The organism is Mesorhizobium sp. WSM4989, from assembly GCF_029625795.1.
Taxonomy (GTDB): Bacteria; Pseudomonadota; Alphaproteobacteria; order Rhizobiales; family Rhizobiaceae; genus Mesorhizobium.
Genome location: NZ_JARTVN010000003.1, coordinates 203,271 through 219,046 on the forward strand (window position 1 = coordinate 203,271; position 15,776 = coordinate 219,046).

The following is a 15,776-nucleotide window of genomic DNA, read 5'->3' on the forward strand; positions in this document are numbered from 1 at the left end:
TACCTTGACGGTTAGGACGTCTTGGCGGCCTGTCCGGCGACGAGAAACCATGCGACGCGATCCGGACGCAGCAGGGAAGCGAGAATACTGGAAATCCGGACCGCAGGAGATGCCAGTATCGCGTCGGCGCTCAGCTGCTTTTCGATCTTCGACCATTCAGCTACGAGATCACTGACGCTGAACACGGTGTGGCCTATGTTCAGGGAGAAGTTCGTCCCGTCCTCGATAAGGCCTGCTCCGAATGTGATGAAGTCGTCGGGCACAAAGATGTTGATGTTTATGTGGTCGAAGCCCTTCATCGCACCGTCGGCAACATCGGTGAGCCCGCTCCGGTCCATGACCAGAAGCACCGCCGGCAAGAGGCTAGTGGGATTGGCCTGAATGTCCCGGAAGTCATTACAACGGCGCTCGGTCACGGCATTCAGAAACCGTAGCGCCTCCTCGCCACTCAGCCCCGGATTGGCGATCCACCCGCCCCGTTGATGAAGAATCCTGACGAGCAGGCCAGAAATCGATTCCAACTCTTCCTCGCAGCCCAGGACATCGGCGGCAGCCGCGAAAGACACATAGTACGGGGTCATTTCGTCAGACACTGGCACGATCGAATTACTGTAATGCGCCATTATCAGGCGCACGAGGTCGGCCGCCTTCGGAGCGATCACCGCTGTGCTTCTGCCGGAGATGGTCTGGATGTGGACCGCGGCCCCAAGCCAGCCCAGGATGCTCATTAGCCGCAGCGGCAGGAAGTAGAAGTCGGCGATGCCGCCACCGCGCGAGAGCAACGCATACGTGCTTTCGGTAAAGTCGGTCAAAAGCTGATCGGTCCCAACGCCGATCGACGCAACGACTTCTTTCGATAGTTGCATGATGGCGTCGGCGCAGTGCGTACTGGAGGCCGCCATTGGCAGAAGCGCGACCGCGCACGCAGACTGGAGTCTGGCAACGTCGAAGTGGTCGCCCGTTGCGGCAATGCGGGTGCCGAAGGTCGCGGCCAGCCCCATTATGAAGGCGGCAGCGACCGCAGGCTCCTCCTCCAGCTTCGCGCAGACTGGTTGGACGACATCCAGAAACCGCTCGACGTCAAACTCTCTGGCGAGCAACAGATACTGCTCCCAGATTGCATCTGAAGCCGCGCGAATATGCTCGTTGCCTGCGCCGTCGGAAACCAGACCCGGGAACGTCTCGCTAATGTGTGCACTACCTCCGGAGAAGCGCGGATTCTTCGCGAGTTGGGAAATGCCGAAGAGATTGATCCCCCAGCAGACCGGGGACTGGCCTGTGCCCTCCATCATTCTTGACACGACTTGTCCGACCTCAACTAGGTCAAGCGACGGGCGGGTTGTCTGAACGGATGTTTCTCCTTTAAGGCACGACATAAGCGCGCTCGTACAGTGCCCGGCTCCATCCGTCTCTCCTGCATATTCGTCGGAACCCGCCGCCGCCAGGATCGAAATGGCCAATGATCCGGCCTTCCCAATGACATTGGGGTTGAGGAGGACGCCGATGTCATGGACAACGCCGCCTGCGTGGCAGGCGTCGACAATCAGGTTGGTGTGACGGATCTTCGCCTCGGTTATCCAGCCGAAGAGCAGTGTCATCGACAGGGCGCTCAGCGACATCCGGCCGATGTCGGTATCCTTCAGGCAGAGAAAATAGGTGTTGTCCTTCACTCCGCCGTGTCCAGCAAAGAAGAACGTCAGTTCCTCGATGGGCGGGCCGGAGAAGAGTGCGGCTTCGATGGTCGATCGCAATGCCGCCATCGTCGGCGACAGCAACAGTTTCGACTGCGCCTGATCGTACTCACCCCAGTTCTTCGCCACGAGGTGCTCGAAGATTGTCGCGGCGTCGTTCTCCGCGCCCGCAAGGGGCTGGAGGGGCGAATTGTCGTAGGCGTCGCAACCGATGGCGATCAGCACTCTCAAAGCGAGTCTCCTTCCCAAACCGGAGGGAATTTCGCAAGTCGCTCGCTTTCCCTTCGTCTGGCGAGTTCGGATTTCTCGGCCTTCACCTGTTCAACGCGCTCGGTAAACTCCGGTCCCTGCGCTTCCAGATCGGCGATGGTCTTTTCGATGCCTTCTCGTCCGATGTGAAATTGGGGCAGACTGACCGCGCCATTCTCGTCAATGCCAAATTCGATCATCTCAAGGGCGGCCAGGAAGGCCTCGGCAGGAGACTGCCCAGGGCCGACGACAACTGTATTTCCCGATTTCTCCGCGGACTGGCTGATCGTCTGGTAGAGGGAAGCTTGGAACCGCGCCATCAGCCCCTCGACCAAATGGTTTCTCGCCTCAACGAACTTGGCCAGGTCGTGGTTGATGACATCGTTGAAGTGGGACACGAATTCGAAGGAATGCGCCTGCATTTCGCCTGCGTCGTCGCCGTGCTCCGTAGGCTTTGTCTTCCACATTCGGCCATGCGAGAATTTCTGCGCATTCCGGGGGGAGATGAGTTCGTCGCGCTGCTTCTGCAGCTCGGACGCAACTTGTTTGGTGAACGCCTCGTTGAATTCTTTGATGCGCCTGCGGTATCCGAATGGCGTCACTTGGCCAACTCTTGGTTGCGGTGATGTTCACATCGATATAAGCGTTGCGCTATCTGCGAACAATGCTGCGGACCTGGCGATCCCGAGGTCATCGGCACGCCGATAGCATGTTGGCCACGGCATCTTCGTCATTGTAAGCCGCGCCTCTTTCAAAAGAGCGCTTTAAAGAGCTATGGAGTAGAGAAAGTCATCTTCTTCACTCGGTGCGGCGCGCCAGCAAAATCAAATGTATATCGAGCTTTGAGGGCTGCGATGGCCGGGCTAGCAAAGCGTTTCGCACGCCACGCCGTCGCCGTCCCGGTCCAACTTCCCGCCCCACGAGCAATTCTGCAGATACCATTGGGCCTCATCGCAGGAACTGATCTGCTTGCATGTCCGCCGCAGCTCGCATGAATACCCGCTCTGCGCGACCAGCTTGCGGCTGACGATGCCGAGCGGCTGACGCGCCGGCGCTACGCCGTCGGCGTGCGACGCGCGCCAGTCCCAAGGCGCCTGAAAGTTGCCGACCCACAGACCGACCTTCGCTGCCTGGGCTTTCGCTTGCTGCGCCGCATAGGCGCTCTGGCTGTAGCGCGGCCAATCGAGCGCCTGGCCGTGCTCGACCATCCATGCCGTCACGCTGGCACCGTCGGCGCGCCGGCAGTCGCCGACGTAGCGGTGATAGCGATCCCAGGTCACGAAGGTGCATCGCACCGGCCTCGAGGCAGCCAGGAATCTGTCTAGCGCTTCGGCCGATCGCCGGCCGCAGGGATATTCGAAGCCCTTGGCGTCGTCGCAGTATTGCTTGCTCTCGGGCGCGTCGATGCCATTGAGGCGGATCCGCTGCCCATGAACCTCGATCGTGTCACCGTCGATGACAGAAGCAACGCCGGTGATTGGTTGCGGCTTCGGCCCGAGCAAGTTCGAGAGGTTGAGCTCCGGTAGGGTGTCGCTGTGTTGCATTGCTGTTTGCGCGGCTAGCGCCCCGGCCGCGGCGACCGTGACGAAGATCAGGCGCCGCGGCACACTTGCCCAACGCAACGCGCGTGAACACTTTGCGCCGCCGCGCTTGCGCCACTGGTCAGATCGATTGTCGTGCCGAGACCTGTCCAAGCCCTTTCCCCCGCAGAGGAGAATGCTCCCAAATTCGGCGGAGGTCTAGCGATAGGCGGCTCGCACATTCACCTAAATCTGCCGAAGAACTGGCTAACGTAGGTATCCATCAAGCTGCTGACGCGCCAACGGTATAGTCGCGCGGCCACTCTCTCGCGCCCCATAGTCGTCTCTGCGTGTTCTGTCGCGAGTTTGAGTAGCGTTTCCGAGACTTCCTGCGCCGACCAGCCTTTTGCAAGGCAAGCCTTAACCAAGGCTACAAACACGGGCTCGAGGGCAACCTCGCAATTGACTGAACGGTCAGGGCAACCTTCAGGAAGCAGCGGCGGTTCGATTGGTGGCATCGGGGCCATGCACCCAGAAAGCTCGAACATGGAAATTCGTTCCGCCTGTCATTGGTAGCCGCGCGCGAACGTTCCCTAATCTTTTTAGTAGCTGCTAACGGAACGCTCGCGGCCGTGCGATATTGAATCAAACTCGAAGCGTCGCGTTGGGGTTCGTATGCATAAGCCTGCCGGCAGAGCCCGGCTGTCCTTCATCAAGCCGCTGGAGCCTGTCCAGGTCGAAACACCGCCGGTCAGCGACGATTGGCTGCACGAGATCAAATACGACGGCTACCGGACCCAGTTGACTCTCGACTGGGCCGGCGCGCGGGCCTTCTCCCGAAACGGCCATGACTGGTCGAAGCGGTACTGGCCTATCGTCGCCGCAGCCGAGAAACTTCCCGCCAAGTCCTTTATCCTCGATGGCGAGATGATCGCGCCGGAGCCGGACGGAAGGCCGAACTTCCACCGGATGCACTCCCGCATGGGCTGGAATGCCGAGCAACTCGCATTCGTCACCTTCGATATCCTGCATCTGGATGGTGAGGATCTTCGCTCCCTGCCGCTGATCGAGCGCAAAGCGAGGCTCTGGAATCTCGTCAAGCCGGCGAAGGGTATCATCCAATACAGCGATCATGTCGAAGGGAACGGCGCCTCATTCTTCGAGGCCGTGGAGAAGATGGGCCTGGAGGGCATGGTCTCGAAACGACGTGAAAGTCCCTACCGAAGCGGGAGGGTTGAGTCTTGGGTGAAGACGAAGTGTTGGGACGTCGCCGACTTCGAGCTTTTAGGCATCAGACGCGAGCCAGGTAAGCCCGCTGCGGCGATCATGGCGCGTGGTGGCCGCTATGCCGGCACGGCGTTCATAACGCTGCCCAGCGGACTCAGGGAGCGGCTGTGGAAGCGTGTCCAGGAAGCCAAGGCCTCGAAGCCAGTGCAGCGGGTGCCCAGCGCCTTCGCCGAGGATGTCGAGTGGGTTAAGCCCGGCATCACCGGCCGGGTAAGATTCCTTCGCGGCGAGCACACGTTACGCCATGCGACGCTGCAGGATTTTCAGGAAGGAACCTAAGGCAGCCAGCCAGCTTGACTAAGCATGAGCGCCCGAGCCTTGGCATTCCTGGATATGTGGATGGCAGAGCATCTGCCAAACCTCGTCACGGATGACGCGCTTGCCGTTAGCGATCTGGTCGATGAACTGATGGCGGCTGCGAAGCGCGAAGGCATCTCGCCCAAAGAGATTCACGAAGAGGTGGATAGCGTGTTCGAAGTCATCTTCGACGCAATGAAGCACCGCGAGGGCGGCTTGGCGGGTTAAACAGTCAGAGGCCCGTCACTCCTGGCAGAATGGCGGGCATCCGTCACCATTCTCGACTGCCGCCGAACGAAGGGACATATGCTCGCCGGCACTGGTCAAATAACGCAGTGAGGCAAAGGTTTCAGCGCAGGGACCAAAGCGTAGATCCTCCGACTTCGGTCGCATCGGGCAAACATTCCACCAGCTTGCTAGTTGGGGCTCGCGGCGCGATGCTCACAGAGGCCGGGCCGTTGGGTAGCAGAGACCCCTGGAGCCCGCTCTCCCCTGACAAGCGGACTCTTGGTTTCTGACCTTGGAAACCTATTTCGTCCGGATGAGTGACGGCTGGACACTGCAAGGGCTCATCGACGCGGGCATGCCCGTCACCGGCGGATGCCTCGATTGTCATCGCCATCAAAAGCTCGATCTGGCTGCGCTCCGCGACCGCTTCGGCGCTGATGCTCCCGTCATGGAATGGGACTTGAAGCCAAAGATGAAATGCGCCGTCTGTGGCGGCAAGCGCATCACGCTCAAATATTCGCCAGACACCAGCCCGAAAGACTTCACCGCAAGAGAGCGTAGCCGGCCAGCGCAGCTATGACAGCGTTGAGGTCACTGGCGCGACTTGTGTTTCCTGCACGCTCAGGGGCTCGTGTAGTTGCCGTCCACGACGCCACCGAGTTCCTCGTCAATGCTTCCCTTTATGATGGCTACGCCCTTGCCGGCATGGTCAGCAGCATCGCAATACGCAGCGATCGCGATGCTTAGTTGTCCCTCGCGGCCGGCATCCCTCCATCTTTTAGTCGAGACGTGTACGAATATTTGAGGTCCGCTGAAATCGGTGGCGTCGCTGCGCCTTATGCGGTCTATCGTGTTATCCCGCGAAGCAAGCACGGCTTTCGCGTCGATCTTGGCGCAGTCTCCGTAGACTCCGGCATTGACGCCCGAAGCAACCGCGCTGGCGCTGCCCGGCGGACTTCCATCGTGGCCCTTGAACACCCAAACAAGGCCGAGCGCGGCGACAGCGACGGCCGCAATCTTTGTCCTTTCCCCCATAACTTTACCCGACTGTCTGCTCGATCGTGACTTTCTTGCCGCGGGAGAGCACGACCAGCAACCCGAGAATGATGTCACCGAACAGCCAAAGCCAAAGCAGCATTCCGACTGCAATTGTCCCGCCGATGGCGGTTCCCGCTTGGGCGACCGCATCGGCTGTTTCCTGGAAATGCTGGCTCGAAATCTTGATGGCATAGAATATCCACAGGCCCATGAACCCATTGAAGGCCAGAAACATCCACCAGAACACCATTCCGAAGAAGCCGCGCTTCCGTTTCTCAATTCGCTCTATGTGCGGCATTGTCCCCCCCCCCCTTGTGCGATCAAAATGACTCGATGGTCCCGTCTTGATAGACGACCTTCTTTATGGCGACCTCAGCCGTGGCAGTACCCGCAGCAACCGGGCCGATCATCTTGCTGTAGGGATCGTCGCTCATGAATTGGTTGTCCTCCCAAACTAGAAACGTCGGGCTAAACTCGGTCCCGCCCGGCCTGATGTTGACGTCCAACTTGCTGTCGCCGCTCAGGATTAGGTCGCCGAACGCGTCCTTGATCGAAACCACCAAGGCCACAGCCGATACTCTCTTCGCCGAAGAGTTGGCGAACGACATGTGTAATTCGATGCGTGGCCTGAAAATCTTCTGTTGGTAGTTTTCGTCCTGAATGTTGAACCGAGCTTTGGCCAGCGTGACGGGCGAGGCAGCGTTAGGTGCTGCTTGTTGCGAAGGCGCTGCATTCGTTTGCAGGCCGTCATAGCAAGCCAGCCGATCGGCATCGTTTAGCAACTGGCGACAGTTTTCAATGCTCTGAAGAGTTTGGGCACCTGTGGTACTGGCAAACAGCGACAGTACAACGAAAGCGAACTTCCCCCAGTTCATGGCACTTTGCTCCCCCGGCCATCCCGCTAATACTTGCGCCAACTCGGCCGCGCACGCAAGCGTCATCCCCGGTTGAGGCCAAACCGCCGCCATTGTAGGCTGGGGCTGTGGGGGATCTCATGCTCAAGCCGAAACGCAGGCAGCAAAAGACCTATCCGAACTCTGATCGCTATGGAGGGGACGGACGGCGCATATACAGTGCCTACGACGGCGCGACGGGGAAGCGACAAGCGATGCGCCAAGTCTGGGTGAAGCGCGTACGGATCGCCGCGATCGCCTTGGCCATCGTGGCCGCGGTCCTAGCTGGCATCTTCATCAGCGCCTGCCGCACTGACCAATGTCCGACCAGATCGCCAATCTTGAGGTTCGGCATCGCGACGCGAACCATGCGCTTTTCATGGTGCTGATCGAGTGCTGTCAGATCATCTTGGATGCCAGCGGAGAGCCGGACGCCACAGCCACCATCGTGGCCCGCAACATCAAGGACTCCAGCAAGGATAAGATGGCCAACAAGGAAATAGCCGAATGCGCATATAGGCTCGCCCTTGCCCTGAAGCAGTGGAAGAACCCGCAAGCCGCTGCATTGGGGCGCCTAGTTGCGCAGATGATGCTTGCCGATAGGTGGGAAGCGCAATTGCGGTAGCTGCTAGCGCGCGAAGCCGGGCATCACCGGCCGGGTGAAGTACCTTCGCGGCGAGCACACTCTACGCCATGCGACGCTGCAGGATTTCGAGGAAGGAACCTAAGGCAGCGAGCCAGCTTGACTAAGCATGAGCGCCCGAGCCTTGGCATTCCTGGATATGTGGATGGCGGAACATCTGCCCAAGGTCGTCGTCACTGATGATGCCCTTGCCATTAACGATCTTGTCGATGAACTGATGTCGGCGGCGAAGCGCGAAGGCATCTCGGCAAAGGAGATCCATGAAGAAGTCGATAGCGTCTTCGGAGTTATTTTCGACGCAATGAAGCACCGCGAAGGCGGCTTGGCGGGCTAACAGACAGATGCCCGCCACCCCAGGCAACGGGATGGCGGGCATCTATCCACTCTCTCATGCCGCCGAACGAAGGGACACATGTTCGCCGGCACTATCAAATGATGTAGCGGGGGCGAAGGTTTCAGCGCTGGGACCAAAGCGTCAGCCTATCCGACTTCGGTCGCATCGAAGGGAACATTCCACCACTCGGCAGGTTGGGTTTCACGGCGCGGTCTGCCCGACGTCGCGCCGTTGGGGTTGCGCAGACCCCGGAGCCCGTTCGCCATCCCTCAAGGCGGCGGGCTCTTGCATTGAAATTTCGGCTGCCGGGCTCTTCAACAACTTTGGGCGGAACGTCTATATTCCTTAGCCGGAACTATATTGCGTTGAGACGCTGAGAATGCCCTGACAAGGACGTGCTCGAATTGTTGCAACAATCAGCGTTGGCCGTTCGGCGGTCGCGCGAACTGCTGGAAAGAACCGCAAAGCACAAGACTGCGAAAGTGACCGGATTTAACGGCAAAAAGCGACCAGACGAAACGAGCGGCAACGCGATACGTCTCGTGCGCAAGAAGCGGCCGGTTGAGTGAGCCGCGAAATAGTTAGGGAACCGAACCGAGTTCCAGTATGTTAACCACTATCGCCGGTAACGACCCAACGGACATCGGCGGCTGAGAGACAGCCACCCAGCGCTCCCGTCTAAACAAGACCGGAGCGCAAAATATGTCTCCCCTTGAAGCTCATCGTGCCATGCTGTCAAAATCGATCGCCATCGCGGAGCGGGCGAGGGCTTCGCGCTTGGAGTTCAGGCAGGGTGTGGAGAACGCGCGCTCTCAATCGCAAGAGTGCATAGCGCGTTCCCGTCATCTTCTGGCAACCACACAGGTGCGGTCGTGGTGGCCGAGAGATTCAAGCTGAGACACTACCAAGGGCCCGGCCCGACGTCTAAAACGCCATCCCCGCTCGGATCATAGCCCTCGCAATCGCCAACTCCGCCTCGACCTTGGCGTTTTCCTTCTGCGTCATGTTGTCGGCAGCGATCAGGCGCCGCAGAGCGCGCATCACTTCGCCGCGTGCCCGCCGACTTCAAGCATGCAGTACGATCGCCTGAAAACCTGGCTCCATCGCTTCTTGGCAGTCGGATCTCCCGATCGGGGTAATCGGGCTTCGGTCTTGTTGGGCTGATCATGCGTTGCCATCCACCGTGCTCTCTTCATCCAACTGGTGCGGCACTGGCAGATAGGCGTTAGACACCAGCCACTCGTCGACGATCGTCTCAACCAAGTCCGGCTTAGCCTTGCCCATCTCGGCGGCCAGGCCGTTCAGCACCTCGTCGGTCTTCGGATCGAGACTGAGTCCGCCGACGTTTCTGAGCAGCAGCGCAGCCCTCCGCAGCAGCACTTGCAGGTCGGCTCGCGAAGCGTCTGCAATATGATCGGCGGCGCTCTCCAGTTCATGCACGAATTGATGGCGGGACATCGGTCGCTCCCTACAGGAATTTCTCGCCTTCCGCCCGGTGCTCAAAGCAAAACCAGTGCGGCGCCTGCTTCGGCTTGGCGAATCCCCAACCCGCATCCTTGCTGCAGCCATCGTGTTCGCAGATGTGGTGCTGGACACCGGCCGGCGTGGCGTATTCGGGTCGTGGCAGTCTGATTTCGTCGCTCATAGGCAACAGTGAACAAAATGAGAACAAAAGAGTCAAGCCGCCCCTTGACCGGATGGGAATATGTTCTCAATTCGAGGGGATGCCCGAGCAACCTGAGAAGTGGCCGAGAGGCGCCCCGTGGACCCTCACGCACGCCCATGACGCCGGGCAGGTGGCGGGCATTCGCTGTGCCCGCTGCAACGTCACGCGCTACTACAAACCCAACGAGTTGCGCGAGGTGATCGGCAACGTCACGATCGATGCTGTTCGGGACAAGGTTCGCTGTCAGCAGTGCAAGAGCCGGGAATGGATGAGTGCGCAGCTATTTCACCCAACCGGCGAGCAGGCGCACACGATCCGATACCGGCGCCTGGTGCAGATCCGTTGGGAAAAGCGAGTGATCTGGCGGGATGAGTAGGCGGACGCCCGCACCTCAGAACGCGCCGCCTTTCAATCGCCTGGGTGAAGCGAGTCCTTGGAGCACTTATGCCATTTCATCTGGTAGCCAGCTTGGCCGCGCTTCCCATAACACCAGCCTGCAGCATAGAGCCTCTGCTCGACAGCATTGCGGTCGTCGCATGCTTGCATCGTCTTTGGATCGTCACCCGAACCGCCACGACACAGGTCGTTCAGGGCGGCTTCGGACTTCAGCAAGATCCTGACATTCGCGGGAACAGCATTTCCGGCGTGCGCCACGGCTGAGCCCAGGGTGACGATGGATGTGATGGCAGCAAGTTGCACGAGCCTCATGTTACTACCTCGCTGTCAAACCCAAGGTAAGACGACGTTCTATCTTCGCGCCAGAGCTTGTTAATAGGGCAAGGGTCGGCGGTCACCGTGTCGAGCGCTTTTTGCCGGCGATTCGCGCCGGCTTGGCCGCAGGCTTGCGTCCGAGTCCGCTCGACTTCGCCAGGGCCGACCGCTGCGCGGCATAGTTCGGCGCCACCATCGGATAATCGGGCTTCAATCCCCACTTCGCCCGGTACTGGTCGGGCGTCAGGCCGTAGTGCACGTGGAGATGGCGCTTCAGCGATTTGAACTGCTTCCCGTCCTCGAGGCAGATGATGTAGTCGGGAAACACCGACCGCTTCGGGTTGACCGCTGGCGACTGGACCGACGTCTCGGGTGCAGCCGGTCCTCCGATCTTCGAGAGCGACGAATTCACGCTCGCGATAAGATCCGGGAGCGAAGCAGCCGGCACGGGGTTATTGCTCACGTAGGCGGACACGATGTCGGCGGTGAGCTCGATCAATTGGCTTCGGCTGCTCTCAATCTCTTCCGGCATGCAGTATCTCCCGCTCGTGGCACCAAGTAGCCAAAGTCTCTTAGCCGGTTTTCGGCCCAGCGCAACAGGGCGAAGAAGCTACCGGAACGAAGCCATGGCTACGCACCAATTACCCGTGGTGCCGCCCGTGACGGTGCCCGTCACAGTGCCCGAACTGGTATTTTCCAGGCTGCCGCCGATGAACTGCATCGAGGCCACGGGTGAGACCGTGTAATCTTGTGTCAGACCCGACAAGGTGCGCGTAGTAGAGTTGCCGTAGACTGAGCAAGCCATCATCGTGAAGCCGTCCTTCGAGGCGGAGACGCTTCGGCTCAGCGGGGCGGTGGCGTCGATGTTGTTTGCTGAGAGCAACTGCACCGGCGTTGTCGACTGAAGATTAACGACGCGATAGACGCAGATGCGTGGCCGAAAGGTCGTGTTGGTCGCCAGCGTCAACGTGACGGTGCCGGAAGTCCCCGTCGGGACCAAGGCATGGACGATCGCCACCCCGATCGAGAAGCCGCCGGTGGCTGAGCCGCCCCGCCCTGGACTCGTCACGACTGTGGCAGTGACGCCGCCAATCGTTCCGGCAGAGATAGACGCTCCGGCCGTCCCCAGCGTGTAATAGGGAACGGCCAGGAAGACGTAGCGATTGGGAGCAGCCGCCCCGAAGGCGACACCAGACCAAGTGACGGTTTGAGTCTCGACCGGGTGGATGGTCAGCGCCTGAACAACCGAAATGTCTACGGGAGACGCGGGAGGCGCTCCGCCGACCAATGGCGGTGCGACCCCGGGAAGCATCGCCATGTTCGGCGGGCGCAGATCATGGGCCGAACGAATGATTGCGGGCTTTGGTGGCAACCAAAGCGGAGGCGGCGCAAGATCGATCACGTCAGCCTCTCCCCTTAGGTGCGAATGACGCCGGTGATCACGAGCCGGGTGCTCGTGTCGACGAAGCCGACGAGGAACACAGTTTCTGTGGTGGCTATTGTGATCGGGAACGCCTCTACGCCGGTTGCCGGCACGAAATTGGGACTCAGCGCCAACGTGCGAGACGAAGTCGTGGCCGTGACCTTCAGGACAAAGCCGAAGAGCGGGTTGGCGTTGGTCGGATTTCCCAACGTGCGATTGCCGGCCAGCGCGACAGAGCCGTTGTTGCCCAGCGACATGTCCCAAGAGATGGTCGCGGCGTCGGTCAGCGCCTGGTAAGCCACAGTGGCTTTGAGCGCCGACGCCGTGAGAAGCTTGCTGGCCGCACCAAGCTGGAACTCACTGTTCGATGCAATGGCCGCGGAGGCGAGCATCGAATAGGTGACCAAACCGGCCGGAACCATGCCAGCGGTCAATTGCCCAAAACTCAACGAGCCCGAGACCCGTCGAAGAACTGTGTCGTCGGCAGCAGCGGCGATGTCGGCGCGCGCCCCGGCAGAATTGGCCGATCGGCCGAGAACGCTAACTGCCGCGCCGTTGTTGAGCTTGCCAGGGGCGATAGTTGCGTCCGGCGGTGTGAATGTGCCTGTGAAGACTGCGTTGTTGATCGGAGCGAGGCTGGACATCGCGACGCCGCTGTCCTTACCGACTTTGCCCGTTGTGCCGGCGAACGTGACGATGTTGTCTGCCACCGACGAAAGCGGGCCGGTAAAGTCGCCGGATCCTGCCGGTCCGGTCGCGCCGACCGGACCGGTCGCGCCAACGCTCCCAGCCGGTCCTGTGGCGCCTGTGGGGCCAGTCGGACCCGCGGGACCGGCGGCGCCATCCACGCCTACCGGGCCAGTCGCTCCGGCCGGGCCGGTGGCTCCGATTGGCCCGGTTGCGCCAATGAGTCCCGTCGCTCCAATGGGACCGGTGGCCCCAATCGGTCCCGTCGCGCCAATCGGTCCTGTGGCGCCGGCGCTTCCAATTCCAGTCGGTCCCGTGGCGCCCACCGCGCCTGTGGCGCCAGCGGGACCGGTCGCGCCGACGGGGCCAGTAGCTCCCATGGGGCCGGTCGCTCCGGTAGGGCCGATCGCACCAGCAGGACCGATTGCGCCGGTCGCCCCGACGCCGCCCGCAGGCCCTGTCGGTCCAGTTGGTCCGGTCGGCCCTTCGGCTTGAAACATGCCCAGCACTGCCGGCGAAAGGCTGTCCGGTGTGACGATCTCGTTGTTCAGCGCACCGTCCGCGCGCCGGACGTCGGCGAGCGCGTCGATCGTCTCGCTGATGCCCTTGGCAAGGTTCGCCAGGTCATTGTCCAGAGCGGTGCCGCCCTGCAGCCAATTCTGCAGAACCTTGTAGCTGAATTCGATTGTGGGCTTCTCGGGATTCGGCATCTTGCATCACTTGCAACTGCACTTCCCGACCGCGCCAGCGCGGCGCACGCTCAGTGGATGAGATCAAAAGGGGAAGTGGTTGAAACATGCCCCGGATACCGGGGCGGTGATGCAGCTGCCCGAGTTCTGCGCGGTTCCGGCGCGGCTAATCTAACATGATCAAGTATTTGGAGAAAGACCGATCAGGTCGCCTCAGAGATCAATGGCGCCAAAATCGGGCTCTGGCGGGAATACTCTGCGCGCAACGAAGAACCCTACAATCCAAGCGTCAGGAAATCGATGTCTTAGCAGCCCATGGACGGCCCTGTAGTGGGAGCCTGCGGTGAGAACGTCGTCGACGATCCCGATCATTTTGGGCACGTTGGCGGATATTGTTTCATCGAATTGGTAGTTCGCCTGCAATTCTTCAGGCGTCGGCCGATGTCCACCACCCGCCTCGTGCGCGGCGTCGGTTGAGACGCCTTGCACCAACAGATTGCGGACGTCGGGAGGCTTGCTTGGGCGAACCGCCCGAAACACCCGTTCCATGCGGTTATCATAGTCAGGGTGACCGACTGCTTTGGATCCAGGAACGGGAACGAATACCGCGCCGTCAACCCAAACTGGGTTTATCGCCTTGGCGAAGAAATTCGCGCACTCGCCAATGACGCGCTGCTTATGTTTCAACTCGTAGAAGTTACTGGTCGACGGCTTTTTCTTAAGATTCGAAATCAGATCATTGCCTGGGCCGAAGGAATAGTCACGACCTGAGGTGTATTCGCGCCAGAAATACACCTCATCATCCGCTCGTAAGAGCGTGTGATCGGGCAACATGGTGCTATCGACGAGGGTAAGCTTCTCAGCCAAGCGCGCCCCAAATGTCGTCGGATGTGCGCACTCGGATGGCGCCCATTTCCGCAAAACGCTGTGGCCAAGTCAAATCTTTCCGCTGGAAACAGGAATCGAGGATGAACAGCTTCCTGCCCTGATGAAGTGCAGCCCGCGCCTGCGTGAGGGTTCCAGATGTCTCTCCGGCCTCCACGATAATTGTTCCCTCTGTCAGCGCGCTCATGGTCGCGTTGCGTTCGGGGAAGAACAGTCGATTGATCGCAGGGCCTTGCCTCGAATACCTCACGATCGGGACTTGCGAGATGACCAGAAAATCGCGAGCGATCCTGTTTTGCAAAATTCGATTTTGCCGCGGGTAAAATTCCCCAATCGGCGTTCCTATCACCGCGATGGTCCGGCCTTCGGGTGAAGCCAAAGCCTCTGAGTGGGCCGCAGTGTCGATTCCTTCTGCCAGCCCTGAAACGACTGTGAAATTGCGTTGGACGGCCTCACGAGCGATCTTGCGAGCGCGAATCACGCCCTCTTCGCTAGCCTTGCGACTGCCGACAATCGCGATGCACCGTGTTTCTGTCAGTTCCCAAGCGCCCTGATAGTACAGCAATTCGACGGGATGCCGGGCGTCGCGTAATTTTTGTGGATAGTCGCCCGCATGATGCACGCGAACCCCGAACCGGCTCACGCCGCGTTTATTTAGGATGCGCCGAGCTTCCTCGATGGCTTCAGCAATGCGGGCCGGCTCTACGAAATCCGATGGCAGTGCTGTCGGGTCGGCTTTGAACCGATCGGCGATTGTTTTGAAACTGGCCTTATCTTCCAACCACATAGCTTCATAGGCGCCCATCTCCCGCGACGGAGAGATCGGGTTGATGGCTGGCCCATCGTCCTTCGATGCGAAGTTGATTAGGTTCATTGGTGATACCTTGTGTGATTTGGCCAGCCGGCGCAACTCCGTGAGACTCGCCCTCCGGGGAGACATAGGGCGTATTTATCGGCTGGCAGCGCCTTGCAGAGTCTGGCCACTCTCCAACGCCGAGCGGCCCAACGCGTCGCCGATGCCGATCCTGTCGCCGCGGTTGTTTGCGTTGCGGATGAGCTCGACCGACTGCGGGTCGGTGAACATGTCCGCCAGCGCGCGAAGATTGCTGGGCGGCGCGCTTGGCCGCGTCGCCGGTGCGGACAAGCGAAGTTCCCAAGGATCGCGCGAGGCTGATAGCCAGGCCGGCAGGCGACGCAGCACCGCCGAAGTCGGCATTCATCGACCTACTCAGCGCCGACGCGTGCCAATTTGTTTCCGCCGCTCGGTGGCCTAAAGGCTCGACTCCCTCGGTCGACGAACATGCGCCTAGGACGACTGAGAGGCCTGTCAGGCGAGAACGAATTTGATGGCAGGGGCCTTGGTTTGATCTCCAGCGGAGCAAATCTCCAGCGCAGACGGACAGCTTTGCGCCGCTTGTCGGTCATTGAGCCAAATTTTGTCTCCGCCCGGAAGCGGACATCGCGGGTGACCATACGCAAGTCGTAGATTATACGCAGTGCTCTGAGGAGCTGGCCGTCGGCCAGATCTTTTGCAG

General features: G+C 60.3%; 20 protein-coding genes. 6 read left to right on the forward strand and 14 right to left on the reverse strand.

Translation table 11 applies throughout. The features are described from left to right. Nucleotides 1-11: 11 nt before the first annotated feature. The 3 genes from P9217_RS25780 to P9217_RS25790 form a co-directional block, all read right to left on the reverse strand. Entirely contained in the window at nt 12-1,922 is a 1,911-nt protein-coding gene (locus P9217_RS25780) for a hypothetical protein (RefSeq protein ID WP_336618909.1), read from the reverse strand. Further along, nucleotides 1,919-2,542, reverse strand: a complete 624-nt coding sequence (locus P9217_RS25785) for a hypothetical protein (RefSeq protein ID WP_278087955.1) — start codon at nt 2,540-2,542, stop codon at nt 1,919-1,921. Before P9217_RS25785 ends, P9217_RS25780 begins: the two co-directional genes overlap by 4 nt. 261 nt (nt 2,543-2,803) lie before the next feature. After that, nucleotides 2,804-3,547, reverse strand: a complete 744-nt coding sequence (locus P9217_RS25790; RefSeq protein WP_278087954.1) for a thermonuclease family protein — start codon at nt 3,545-3,547, stop codon at nt 2,804-2,806. Between the two features lie 588 nt (nt 3,548-4,135). Here P9217_RS25790 and P9217_RS25795 point away from each other — a divergent pair. The 3 genes from P9217_RS25795 (at nt 4,136) to P9217_RS25805 (ending at nt 5,852) form a co-directional block, all read left to right on the forward strand. Then, entirely contained in the window at nt 4,136-5,026 is an 891-nt protein-coding gene (locus P9217_RS25795; protein WP_278087953.1) for an RNA ligase family protein, read from the forward strand. 60 nt (nt 5,027-5,086) lie between these two features. Beyond that, complete coding sequence (locus P9217_RS25800; RefSeq protein WP_278087952.1) at nt 5,087-5,272, forward strand: hypothetical protein; 186 nt, start codon at nt 5,087-5,089, stop codon at nt 5,270-5,272. Between the two features lie 292 nt (nt 5,273-5,564). After that, the gene (locus tag P9217_RS25805) at nt 5,565-5,852 is read left to right on the forward strand and encodes a hypothetical protein (protein WP_278087951.1); all 288 of its coding nucleotides are present in this window, start codon (nt 5,565-5,567) and stop codon (nt 5,850-5,852) included. Nucleotides 5,853-5,893: 41 nt separating this feature from the next. Here the strand turns inward: P9217_RS25805 and P9217_RS25810 are convergent, their stop codons facing one another. The 3 genes from P9217_RS25810 to P9217_RS25820 all read right to left on the reverse strand — a co-directional run bounded on the left by P9217_RS25810 (nt 5,894) and on the right by P9217_RS25820 (nt 7,185). Further along, nucleotides 5,894-6,307, reverse strand: a complete 414-nt coding sequence (locus tag P9217_RS25810) for a hypothetical protein (RefSeq protein ID WP_278087950.1) — start codon at nt 6,305-6,307, stop codon at nt 5,894-5,896. 4 nt (nt 6,308-6,311) lie between these two features. Beyond that, nucleotides 6,312-6,545, reverse strand: a complete 234-nt coding sequence (locus P9217_RS25815) for a hypothetical protein (RefSeq protein ID WP_278087949.1) — start codon at nt 6,543-6,545, stop codon at nt 6,312-6,314. A gap of 85 nt (nt 6,546-6,630) precedes the next feature. Continuing rightward, a complete protein-coding gene (locus P9217_RS25820; RefSeq protein ID WP_278087948.1) occupies nt 6,631-7,185 on the reverse strand; it encodes a hypothetical protein in 555 nt (184 codons plus the stop codon). Between the two features lie 337 nt (nt 7,186-7,522). Between P9217_RS25820 and P9217_RS25825 the strand changes: the two genes are divergently transcribed. Then, a complete protein-coding gene (locus P9217_RS25825) occupies nt 7,523-7,828 on the forward strand; it encodes a hypothetical protein (RefSeq protein ID WP_278087947.1) in 306 nt (101 codons plus the stop codon). A gap of 163 nt (nt 7,829-7,991) precedes the next feature. Continuing rightward, nucleotides 7,992-8,180, forward strand: coding sequence for a hypothetical protein (locus tag P9217_RS25830; RefSeq protein ID WP_278087946.1), 189 nt, complete (start codon nt 7,992-7,994; stop codon nt 8,178-8,180). 1,164 nt (nt 8,181-9,344) lie between these two features. Here the strand turns inward: P9217_RS25830 and P9217_RS25835 are convergent. Further along, nucleotides 9,345-9,638, reverse strand: coding sequence for a hypothetical protein (locus P9217_RS25835; protein WP_278087945.1), 294 nt, complete (start codon nt 9,636-9,638; stop codon nt 9,345-9,347). 146 nt (nt 9,639-9,784) lie between these two features. On the opposite strand from P9217_RS25835, the gene P9217_RS25840 reads away from it, so the two are divergent. Further along, nucleotides 9,785-10,222 carry a hypothetical protein gene (locus P9217_RS25840; protein ID WP_278087944.1) on the forward strand — a complete coding sequence of 146 codons (438 nt, stop codon included), beginning with the start codon at nt 9,785-9,787 and terminating at the stop codon, nt 10,220-10,222. Between the two features lie 32 nt (nt 10,223-10,254). Here the strand turns inward: P9217_RS25840 and P9217_RS25845 are convergent, their stop codons facing one another. From P9217_RS25845 to P9217_RS25875, 7 genes are all read right to left on the reverse strand, one after another. Beyond that, nucleotides 10,255-10,554 (reverse strand): hypothetical protein, encoded by a 300-nt coding sequence (locus P9217_RS25845; protein WP_278087943.1) that lies wholly within the window; start codon nt 10,552-10,554, stop codon nt 10,255-10,257. Nucleotides 10,555-10,636: 82 nt separating this feature from the next. Continuing rightward, the gene (locus P9217_RS25850; protein WP_278087942.1) at nt 10,637-11,089 is read right to left on the reverse strand and encodes a MucR family transcriptional regulator; all 453 of its coding nucleotides are present in this window, start codon (nt 11,087-11,089) and stop codon (nt 10,637-10,639) included. Between the two features lie 78 nt (nt 11,090-11,167). Beyond that, nucleotides 11,168-11,959: a hypothetical protein gene (locus P9217_RS25855; protein WP_278087941.1), complete on the reverse strand. Its 792-nt coding sequence runs from the start codon at nt 11,957-11,959 to the stop codon at nt 11,168-11,170. A 14-nt stretch (nt 11,960-11,973) separates the two neighbouring features. Then, nucleotides 11,974-13,377: a hypothetical protein gene (locus tag P9217_RS25860; protein ID WP_278087940.1), complete on the reverse strand. Its 1,404-nt coding sequence runs from the start codon at nt 13,375-13,377 to the stop codon at nt 11,974-11,976. Between the two features lie 192 nt (nt 13,378-13,569). Then, complete coding sequence (locus P9217_RS25865; protein ID WP_278087939.1) at nt 13,570-14,223, reverse strand: hypothetical protein; 654 nt, start codon at nt 14,221-14,223, stop codon at nt 13,570-13,572. Then, nucleotides 14,216-15,115 carry a DNA-processing protein DprA gene (locus tag P9217_RS25870; RefSeq protein ID WP_278087938.1) on the reverse strand — a complete coding sequence of 300 codons (900 nt, stop codon included), beginning with the start codon at nt 15,113-15,115 and terminating at the stop codon, nt 14,216-14,218. The genes P9217_RS25865 and P9217_RS25870 overlap by 8 nt, the downstream gene beginning before the upstream one ends. 75 nt (nt 15,116-15,190) lie before the next feature. After that, nucleotides 15,191-15,457: a hypothetical protein gene (locus P9217_RS25875; protein WP_278087937.1), complete on the reverse strand. Its 267-nt coding sequence runs from the start codon at nt 15,455-15,457 to the stop codon at nt 15,191-15,193. Between the last annotated feature and the right edge of the window lie 319 nt (nt 15,458-15,776).

Bases quoted from the DNA above. Each gene is read 5' to 3' on its own strand.
- P9217_RS25795 (WP_278087953.1), top strand. From the start codon at position 4,136: ATGCATAAGCCTGCCGGCAGAGCCCGGCTGTCCTTCATCAAGCCGCTG.
- P9217_RS25800 (WP_278087952.1), top strand. From the start codon at position 5,087: ATGGCAGAGCATCTGCCAAACCTCGTCACGGATGACGCGCTTGCCGTT.
- P9217_RS25810 (WP_278087950.1), bottom strand. From the start codon at position 6,307: ATGGGGGAAAGGACAAAGATTGCGGCCGTCGCTGTCGCCGCGCTCGGC.
- P9217_RS25815 (WP_278087949.1), bottom strand. From the start codon at position 6,545: ATGTTTCTGGCCTTCAATGGGTTCATGGGCCTGTGGATATTCTATGCC.
- P9217_RS25820 (WP_278087948.1), bottom strand. From the start codon at position 7,185: ATGAACTGGGGGAAGTTCGCTTTCGTTGTACTGTCGCTGTTTGCCAGT.
- P9217_RS25825 (WP_278087947.1), top strand. From the start codon at position 7,523: ATGTCCGACCAGATCGCCAATCTTGAGGTTCGGCATCGCGACGCGAAC.
- P9217_RS25830 (WP_278087946.1), top strand. From the start codon at position 7,992: ATGGCGGAACATCTGCCCAAGGTCGTCGTCACTGATGATGCCCTTGCC.
- P9217_RS25835 (WP_278087945.1), bottom strand. From the start codon at position 9,638: ATGTCCCGCCATCAATTCGTGCATGAACTGGAGAGCGCCGCCGATCAT.
- P9217_RS25845 (WP_278087943.1), bottom strand. From the start codon at position 10,554: ATGAGGCTCGTGCAACTTGCTGCCATCACATCCATCGTCACCCTGGGC.
- P9217_RS25850 (WP_278087942.1), bottom strand. From the start codon at position 11,089: ATGCCGGAAGAGATTGAGAGCAGCCGAAGCCAATTGATCGAGCTCACC.
- P9217_RS25860 (WP_278087940.1), bottom strand. From the start codon at position 13,377: ATGCCGAATCCCGAGAAGCCCACAATCGAATTCAGCTACAAGGTTCTG.
- P9217_RS25870 (WP_278087938.1), bottom strand. From the start codon at position 15,115: ATGAACCTAATCAACTTCGCATCGAAGGACGATGGGCCAGCCATCAAC.
- P9217_RS25875 (WP_278087937.1), bottom strand. From the start codon at position 15,457: ATGCCGACTTCGGCGGTGCTGCGTCGCCTGCCGGCCTGGCTATCAGCC.